The 7,834-nt window shown below is 60.1% G+C and carries 7 protein-coding genes; 2 read left to right on the forward strand and 5 right to left on the reverse strand.

The features are described from left to right. Positions 1-96 precede the first annotated feature (96 nt). The 3 genes from VF629_RS12240 to VF629_RS12250 all read right to left on the reverse strand — a co-directional run bounded on the left by VF629_RS12240 (position 97) and on the right by VF629_RS12250 (position 4,427). Positions 97-1,617 carry a sigma 54-interacting transcriptional regulator gene (locus tag VF629_RS12240; protein WP_331058771.1) on the reverse strand — a complete coding sequence of 507 codons (1,521 nt, stop codon included), beginning with the start codon at positions 1,615-1,617 and terminating at the stop codon, positions 97-99. A gap of 101 nt (positions 1,618-1,718) precedes the next feature. Then, the gene (locus tag VF629_RS12245; protein WP_331058772.1) at positions 1,719-3,290 is read right to left on the reverse strand and encodes a hypothetical protein; all 1,572 of its coding nucleotides are present in this window, start codon (positions 3,288-3,290) and stop codon (positions 1,719-1,721) included. Between the two features lie 30 nt (positions 3,291-3,320). After that, the gene (locus VF629_RS12250; RefSeq protein WP_331058773.1) at positions 3,321-4,427 is read right to left on the reverse strand and encodes a vWA domain-containing protein; all 1,107 of its coding nucleotides are present in this window, start codon (positions 4,425-4,427) and stop codon (positions 3,321-3,323) included. Between the two features lie 183 nt (positions 4,428-4,610). Between VF629_RS12250 and VF629_RS12255 the strand changes: the two genes are divergently transcribed. Together VF629_RS12255 and VF629_RS12260 are read left to right on the forward strand one after the other, a co-directional pair. Next, positions 4,611-4,892 (forward strand): DUF427 domain-containing protein, encoded by a 282-nt coding sequence (locus VF629_RS12255; protein WP_331058774.1) that lies wholly within the window; start codon positions 4,611-4,613, stop codon positions 4,890-4,892. A gap of 283 nt (positions 4,893-5,175) precedes the next feature. Continuing rightward, positions 5,176-6,000 carry a methylated-DNA--[protein]-cysteine S-methyltransferase gene (locus VF629_RS12260; protein WP_331058775.1) on the forward strand — a complete coding sequence of 275 codons (825 nt, stop codon included), beginning with the start codon at positions 5,176-5,178 and terminating at the stop codon, positions 5,998-6,000. A gap of 87 nt (positions 6,001-6,087) precedes the next feature. On the opposite strand, the gene VF629_RS12265 is transcribed toward VF629_RS12260, so the two are convergent. Both VF629_RS12265 and VF629_RS12270 read right to left on the reverse strand, forming a co-directional pair. Further along, positions 6,088-6,933: a cupin-like domain-containing protein gene (locus VF629_RS12265; protein WP_331058776.1), complete on the reverse strand. Its 846-nt coding sequence runs from the start codon at positions 6,931-6,933 to the stop codon at positions 6,088-6,090. Positions 6,934-7,163: 230 nt separating this feature from the next. Further along, positions 7,164-7,834 (reverse strand): acyl-ACP desaturase (locus VF629_RS12270; RefSeq protein WP_331058777.1); only part of this gene is annotated, 671 nt, incomplete at its 5' end.

Below are 7,834 nucleotides of genomic sequence, written 5' to 3' on the forward strand. Positions count from 1 at the left end.
AGGCTGACCATTCCGGTCAGCCTTTTTTGTTTCTAAACAAGTTGCTGGAAATGAACCGGATGAGCCAGTCTCAGCGTAGCGATAAACTTCCGTTGCCTAACGCCGGCGGCGCGGCTTCTCGTCTTCGTCCTCATCGTCGTCATCCCCGAAGGTGGGCATGGTGAACATCGACGAGAGCAAGTCTTTGAACTGCGCGCCCGAAGTGAGGCGGTTGCGCGAAATCAGGCTGTGCTCGGCCAGGCCGTGCAGCAGGAATTCCATGAGGAAATAGGTGTGCTCAGGGGTCTCTTCCGGGTGCAGTTCCTTCACGATGTCGCGCAGGCCGGGCACCTGGTCGAGAGCCTTTTTGTAGTCGGCAGTACTGGCGTCGTGCAACAGGTCCAGCGTGTTGCCGCTGCCGAACCACTCCTGCACCGTTTTGTAGGGCGAAGGCCGGTTTTTCAGCTTTTTCGACTTGTCGGGGTCGGGGAAGTACTGAAGGAAAAGCGTGCGGACAGCTTTGCCCATGAGTTTCTCGGCCACGATGCCGGCACCTTCCTGCTCGCCTTCGTACACCAATTCCACCTTGCCCGTAATGGCGGGCACGGCCGAGATAAAGTCCCCCACGCGCACGTAGGTGTTTTTTTCGCCATTCACCAGGGCGCGGCGCTCGGCGCCGGCTATCACCTGCTCGTAGGCCGAGATGGTGAGGCGGGCCGACACGCCCGACTTGGCATCCACGAACTCGGAACCGCGGGCCTCTACGGCCACCTGCTCCACCAGGTCGTGCACGATTTCGTTGCTGGTCACCATGCCCTTCTGCTCGTCCTTGATGCGGGCTTCCTGCTTGGTGATGCGCTTGCCGATTTCGATGGACTTGGGGTAGTGCGTGATAATCTGGGCGTCAATCCGGTCCTTGAGCGGCGTCACGATGCTGCCGCGGTTGGTGTAGTCCTCGGGGTTGGCCGTGAACACGAATTGAATATCGAGCGGCAGCCGCACCTTGAAACCGCGAATCTGGATGTCGCCTTCCTGCAGGATGTTGAACAGCGACACTTGAATACGGGCCTGCAAGTCGGGCAATTCGTTAATCACGAAAATACCCCGGTGCGCCCGCGGAATCAGGCCGAAATGAATCACCCGCTCGTCGGAATACGGCAGCTTGAGGGTGGCGGCTTTGATGGGGTCGGCGTCGCCGATGAGGTCGGCCACGGACACGTCGGGCGTGGCCAGCTTCTCGGTGTAGCGCTCATCGCGGTGCAGCCAGGCCACGGGCGTGTTGTCGCCGTGCTCGGCAATCAGGTTTTTGGCAAACACCGACAGCGGCTGCAGCGGGTCGTCGTTCAATTCCGAGCCGGCCACCACGGGCATGTACTCGTCGAGCAAGTTGATGAGCAGGCGCGCAATGCGGGTTTTAGCCTGGCCGCGCAAGCCCAGCAGGTTGATGTGGTGCCCGGCCAGAATGGCGCGCTGCAAGTCCGGAATCACGGTCTCGTCGTAGCCGAAGATGCCCGGAAATACTTCTTCTTTGTTTTGGAGCTTGTTAATCAGATTTTGCCGCAACTCAGCTTTTACCGAGCGGGGCTTGTAGCCACTGGCGCGTAGCTGGCCCAGGGTCTGGATGTTGTCGTGCTTCATAAAGGGCGTTGGAGGGAAACTGGCTTCCCAAGGGCTTTAACCGTGAAAGGCGGGCTGAGGTTCAGGCGGTGGCCACGCCCGGTCATGAGCCCACAACCGCGCTAGTGGCGCAGCCGGAAGGCGAGGTACGTTGTCCCGCCCACTTCGTCGTCCCAACGCTTCAGAATGAGCAGCAGCTCGCCAGAATTGAAGGGGTCGCTGAAATGATAGTAGTAGGTGCCGGCGGGGTAAAAGTCGTACTGGGGCGCGGGCGGCAAGCGCTTGGCACCCGGCCGGGGCCGAAACGTGAGGGTGCTGTCCGTGACGGTATAGGTGCCGTCGCCATTGAAAGCCGGTATTTCAGAGTCTTCGCTAACCGTTTTTGCCCAGTGCGAGCCGGCATACTGAAATTTTCCGTCCCGTAGCGTCACGATTGGCCGTTCGCGGTAGATGAAATAGGCCTTCAGGTCGATACTGTCCGTCGCCCCCTTCCATTGCGCGGCCGGCTTTATGTAAGAGTCATTTTGCATGAAGTGTGCTTGCCGCAGCAGGCCCTGCCGCACGAAGGCCTGGTTTTGGCTTTTGGCAATATCGGCCCGCACGCCTTGGAGGAAAATAGCCTTATGCTCCTGTTCCGTTGCGGTCAGGGAAGCAAGATAGACAGCTTGGTTGTGGGCCGTGATGCGCCGCACCACCGCCGAAGCCGTGTCCTGCGAAAAATGCAGCTCAAAAAGGCTCGACGCTCCCCAGTTGCGCGAACCACGGGCCAGCACCCGGTCTCCATCGGCCCACAAGCGGGTAATGTATAAGTCGTCCGAACTTGCCAAGTAGCCGTGCCAAGGCACGGTAATGCGGTCACGCACCTCAAACACCCGCCAGGTGCCGCCCCCGTCTTCCGTCTTTAGCACCAGCCGGTCGGTGAGCTGCACCAGCAGCCGCGCCTCGGCGCAGCCCGCAGACACCAGTTGGCCCAGGTGGCCCAGTAGCAGTTTCGGCCGGCGCCCACGCCCGGCGGCCAGGTACACGCTGGCCCGCCCGGGCTCATACGTCCGCGCTTGCCGAACCCCTTCGGTACGGCGCACCGTGAGCAGCGGGCACGTGAAAAGCGAGTCGGACAACGGGCCCGCTGCCGCAAGGGGCTGGGCGAGCCACTCGGTGGTAATGCGGTCGGGGCGAGCGGCCGGGTTGCGAAAAAAATTCCAGCCGCAGTTGGCAATGCGGCCCCCCTCCACTTGCACGTTAAGCAAGGGCAAGTATGCCGCCGGCACCCAGAAACGGCCGGGGCTGAACGGGATGGAATCGACGCGCAGCACCTGGGCGCCGAAGGCATTCAGCCCGTAAATGCGCATCGTGTCGGAGCCGTGTACCACATTCACCGTAAAATCCGAGGGCACGATTCCCCCGCCCGGCGTGGGCACAGCAGCGTAGGCGCGGTAGCCGTCGCGGCCATCCTGCCGGAAGGCCGGCGCGAAATCATACCCCTGGCCCCGGTGGCTGCGTAGCTCCTCGGGCGTGTCGGGCCGCCAGGTCGGGAAGCAGCGGTAGTCAGAACGGCTGGGTGCTACCAGCCGGCCCTGCGGGTCGAACAGCCGGAACCGCAGCTCGCCGCCCCACGGCCCGGGCTGGGCTAGGCCGCGCAGGGCCGACGTAATAAAGAATATGATAAAGAATAACAGCAGCCGGCCTTTTTTCATGGCCTGAATATAGCGGCTGTCCTTGCGGCGCTACAACGTCTTGCGGCGGTTTTTCTTGTAGTCTTCGAACACCAGGTGGCCCAGGCCTTTCAGGCCCGAATAGTAGGCTTTGCCCTGGTTTACCTCCGTAAACTCCTCCACAAATTTCTGCAAAAACGGGTCGGAGGTAATCATGAAGGTGGTGATGGGAATCTTGACGCGGCGGGCGGCGGCGGCCAAGTTCAGCGTCTTGTTCACCACTTTGCGGTCGAGGCCGAAGGCGTTTTTGTAGTAGCCGTTGCCTTCCTTCAGGCAAGTGGGTTTGCCGTCGGTAATCATGAAAATCTGCTTGTTGGGCGTTTTGCGCTTGCGGAGCAGGTCCATGGCCAGCTCCAGGCCGGCCACGGTGTTGGTGTGGTACGGGCCCACTTGCAGGTAGGGTAAGTCCTTCACTTCAATCTGCCAGGCGTCGTTGCCGAACACGATGACGTCGAGGAAGTCCTTCGGGTACTTCTGCTTCACGAGCTCGGCCAGGGCCATGGCCACCTTTTTAGCGGGCGTGATGCGGTCCTCGCCGTAGAGTATCATGGAGTGCGAGATGTCAATCATCAGCACGGTGCTGGTCTGGGACTTGTGCTCGTTTTCGCGCACTTCCAGGTCGCCTTCGGTCAGCATGAACTCGCCGCCTTCCATGCCGTGGTTCAGCTGGGCATTGCGGATGGATTCCGACATCTGAATCGACTCCAACGAGTCGCCGAAGCGGAACTCGCGCAGGTCGGTGCTTTGCTCGTCGCCCTGGCCGGTGTGCGGCGTGCGGTGGTTGCCGGTGCTGCTCTTTTTGAGCTTGCCGAAAATTTCTTCGAGGGCTGATTTGCGGATGCCCTGCTCGGTTTTGGGCGTAATCTTGAATTCGCCTTTTTCCTGCTCGTTATCATCGATGTAGCCCTTTTTCTTCAGGTCATCGATGAAATTGCCCATGCCGTAGTTGTCGTCGGTGAGGCCGTACTGCTTGTCGAGCTCGTTGAGCCAGGAAAGCGCCTCGCCCACGTCGCCGGAGGTGATGGTGACGAGCTGCATGAACAGCTTAAACAACGATTCAAAGCCCTTTTCGGGCTGGTCTTCGGGCACAAAATCGCGGAAGCGGAAGCCAACGGCCATAATATTTCTCTTTCAGGATAGGCTCAAAAAACAACAACAGCGCGGGCAATGTTCAATTGCGAGCAGCGCAAAGCTCCAGCTTTGCGTTTTGCTCGCACCGTCGGCATGGGTATTCCCGCTGTTCAACGGCAAGCATTCTGTTCAACAATACGCAAAGCTGGAGCTTGGCGCCATTTCCCACCCATGAAAGCCATCTGGAACAACACCGTCATCGCCGAAAGCGATGACACCGTGGTAGTTGAAAACAACCACTATTTCCCCGCCGATGCCATCAAAAAAGAGTTTTTTGAGGACAGCATCGCCCAAACCACCTGCCCCTGGAAAGGCCGCGCCAGCTACTACTCCCTGAACGTAAACGGCGAAAAAAACAAAGACGCCGCCTGGTACTACCCCGAGCCCAAAGACGCTGCCAAGGAAATTGCGGGCCGCGTTGCGTTTTGGAAAGGCGTGCGAGTGGAGAAGTAATTCAGCCACGTTTATCGGCAACAAACGGCCTGCTGAGCGCAGCCGAAGCCTCTCCCGCTCCAGCTGTCATGTTGAGCGTAGCAAAACATCTTCTCACAGCTGAACGGATGGTTCTGGCTGAATAAGGTCCTTCGCTGCGCTTAGGATAACAGCCCTGAGCAGTAGAGAGGTTTCGACTGCGCTCAGCAGGCCGTTCTTTGCTTTGAGCTACAACTGCGCAAGAATCGGGTTTTACCCTGAAGCCGAGCCCACGAATTTTGTGGTCAATCAGCTCGAAAACCCCATGACTGACTACCAACGCATTGCCGCGGCGCTCGACTTTTTGCGCACCAATTTCCAGGCCCAACCCAGCTTGGAGGAAGTAGCCGCACAGGCTCACTGGAGCCCCTTTCACTTCCAGCGCAAGTTTCAGGAATGGGCCGGCGTGTCGCCGAAGAAATTCCTCCAGTACCTCAGCCTCGACCACGCCAAAGGCCTGTTGCGCCAGCAAGCGTCCGTTGCCGAAGCCGCTTATGCAACCGGCCTTTCTGGTACCGGTCGCCTGCACCACTTATTTGTGACGCTGGAGGCCATGACGCCCGGTGAATACCGGCACGGCGGGGCCGCGCTGGCCATCAGCTACAGCTTCGGGGAGAGCCCATTCGGCACTTATTTGGCCGCGTCCACGGCCCAGGGCCTGTGCAAGCTCACGTTTGCCGAAAACGAGGCGGAGGCCTTGGCTGAACTGCGGGCGGAGTGGCCAAACGCTGCGCTGACAGCCGCCGAAAGGCCTTCGCATGTGCTGCTGTCCCGCTTTTTTGCGCGCACCTTCTCCCCCACCGAGCGGCTGCACCTGCACCTGAAAGGCACGCCGTTTCAGCTCAAAATCTGGGAGTCCCTGCTGCGCATTCCCGAAGGCCAGCTGCGCACGTACTCGCACGTGGCTGCAGCGGCCGAAAGCCACGCCGCCGTGCGGGCCGCGGGCACCGCCATCGGCGCCAATCCGGTGGCCTACCTCATCCCCTGCCACCGCGTTATTCGCGGCACCGGCGAGTTGGGCCAGTACCGCTGGGGCGCCACGCGCAAGGCGGCCCTGCTGGGCTGGGAAGCCGCGCAAACCGTTGCTTAGCTATTGTTCGAGTTGTTAGCGCGGCATTGCTGACCAGCCCCGCAACACATGGCGCCGGAGGGCAAGCAATGCGGCCGAGCGGCCGGCTCAGGCCGGGCGGGCGTCGGCCAGCCGGCACACTTTCCCTGCCAGCCAGGCGTAGCTGTACATGGCGACCGCCTTCATTGTGCTTTGCCTTTTTTTGAAATCCCACACGTCGCGCAGAAAGTCTGGGTAGTTTTTGCTGTTGAGCTGGTCAAAGGCCACCGAAATGGTGTTGGTGAGCGAATAGGCCGTGTGCCAGGTGCCAAAGGGGATGAAGAGGGTTTCGCCGGGCCCCACGGTGAAATGAATGGGAGTGGCTTGGCTGTAGAGCGGAAATTTCTCAAAATCCGGCTCGAACACGTTCAGCTCCGATTGCCAGGAATCGTTGGGCTTGGGGTAGAGCAGGTGCTCCTGCCCACGCGGAAACACGGTGAACCGCTTTTCGCCGTAGAGCTGGGTAATCCAGGCGTTGAGGTGGTAATAATCGAGGTGCAGGTAGGGAAACTTGCCGCCGGGGCCACCGATGAATAATTCGGTTTCGCCGCCCCAGTGCCCCAGCGAAAAAGCTTTGTGATTCAGCCAATTAGGCTTGGCATAATTCAAGTCCAGGGGCTGCAACAGCGGCAGCACTTCGGGCAGCGTCGCGGGAATGTCGAAGATGCACGGGTAGGGCGCCGGCCGCTCGGGGGTGCTGTTTTCGAGCAGGTCCATCACTTGGCGCATCGAGTATTCCTGCCCGTTGACGGTGGTGGTCCGGTCGCCGAAATGCTCGGCAAACCACGCCGGCGTGAACAGGCCGTTGGCCTTCCACACCTGGGCGGCCTGCGTAAAAACCACTGGCACGCCGGGATAGTAGAACTCCTGCATGAACTCGCGGTGCGAGATGTTGCCAACCCGTTGAATTTCCATTTTTAGCTAATGATAAGACTTTGGGCGGAATGCCCGCGACAAAAGCCCCGAAATATACCTTTTAATAGATAGATACAAGCAAGGCAGCATTAGCGTAGGAGCCTCGACTGGGGTGGCCTCGGCCGGCCCAGCAGAACCTGCTTGGCGCTACGGGATGCACCCCACCCAACAAGGGCAAAAAAAGCCCCACTCAGCGGGGCTGGGTGGGGCGGTGTGCCGGGGCCGTCAGGCTACGAAATCCACTTGAACTTGTACTCCAGCTTGGGCACGGGCATGCGGTCGGCCACGCGGCGCAGGCGGTTGGGCAGGGCCATGATGTAGTCACGGGCTTTTTCGGCCTCGCCGTTCAGGCCCTTGATGTGCTCGATGTCCCAGTCAACAATAAGTGAGTCGAGGATGTCGGTGTAGTCGGCGCTGGTGTACACGCCCAGGCGCTGGGCGGCGTCGGTGAAGTGGCCAAAGGTTTTGCCCATTTCCACGCCCATTTCGCGCATGTAGTGGGCCGGCATCACGATTTTCTTGCGCATCATGTCTTCGAAGGCCAGCATCATTTCGGAGGGGTCGACTTCAAAGATTTTCTCCACGAAGGTTTTGTAGGCGCGGGCGTGGCGGTTTTCATCGCCGGCAATCATGCCGCAGATTTTCGAGAGCTGGTCGTCGCCGGCGGTGCGGGCCAGCTGGCCCACGCGGCGGTGCGAGATGTTTGTGGCCTGCTCTTGGTAGCTGGTGTAGACAAAGGCGCGGTAGGGGTCGTTAGCCGTGCCGAGGTCGAAGGCGTCGTTGATGAGGTACTGGGTGGATACTTCCATCTCGCGCATGTTCACGCGGCCCGAGAGGTAGAGGTAGCGGTTGAGCAGGTCGCCGTGGCGGTTTTCCTCGGCCGTCCAGCCCCGAATCCATT

Source organism: Hymenobacter sp. (assembly GCF_036388155.1).
Taxonomy (GTDB): domain Bacteria; phylum Bacteroidota; class Bacteroidia; order Cytophagales; family Hymenobacteraceae; genus Hymenobacter.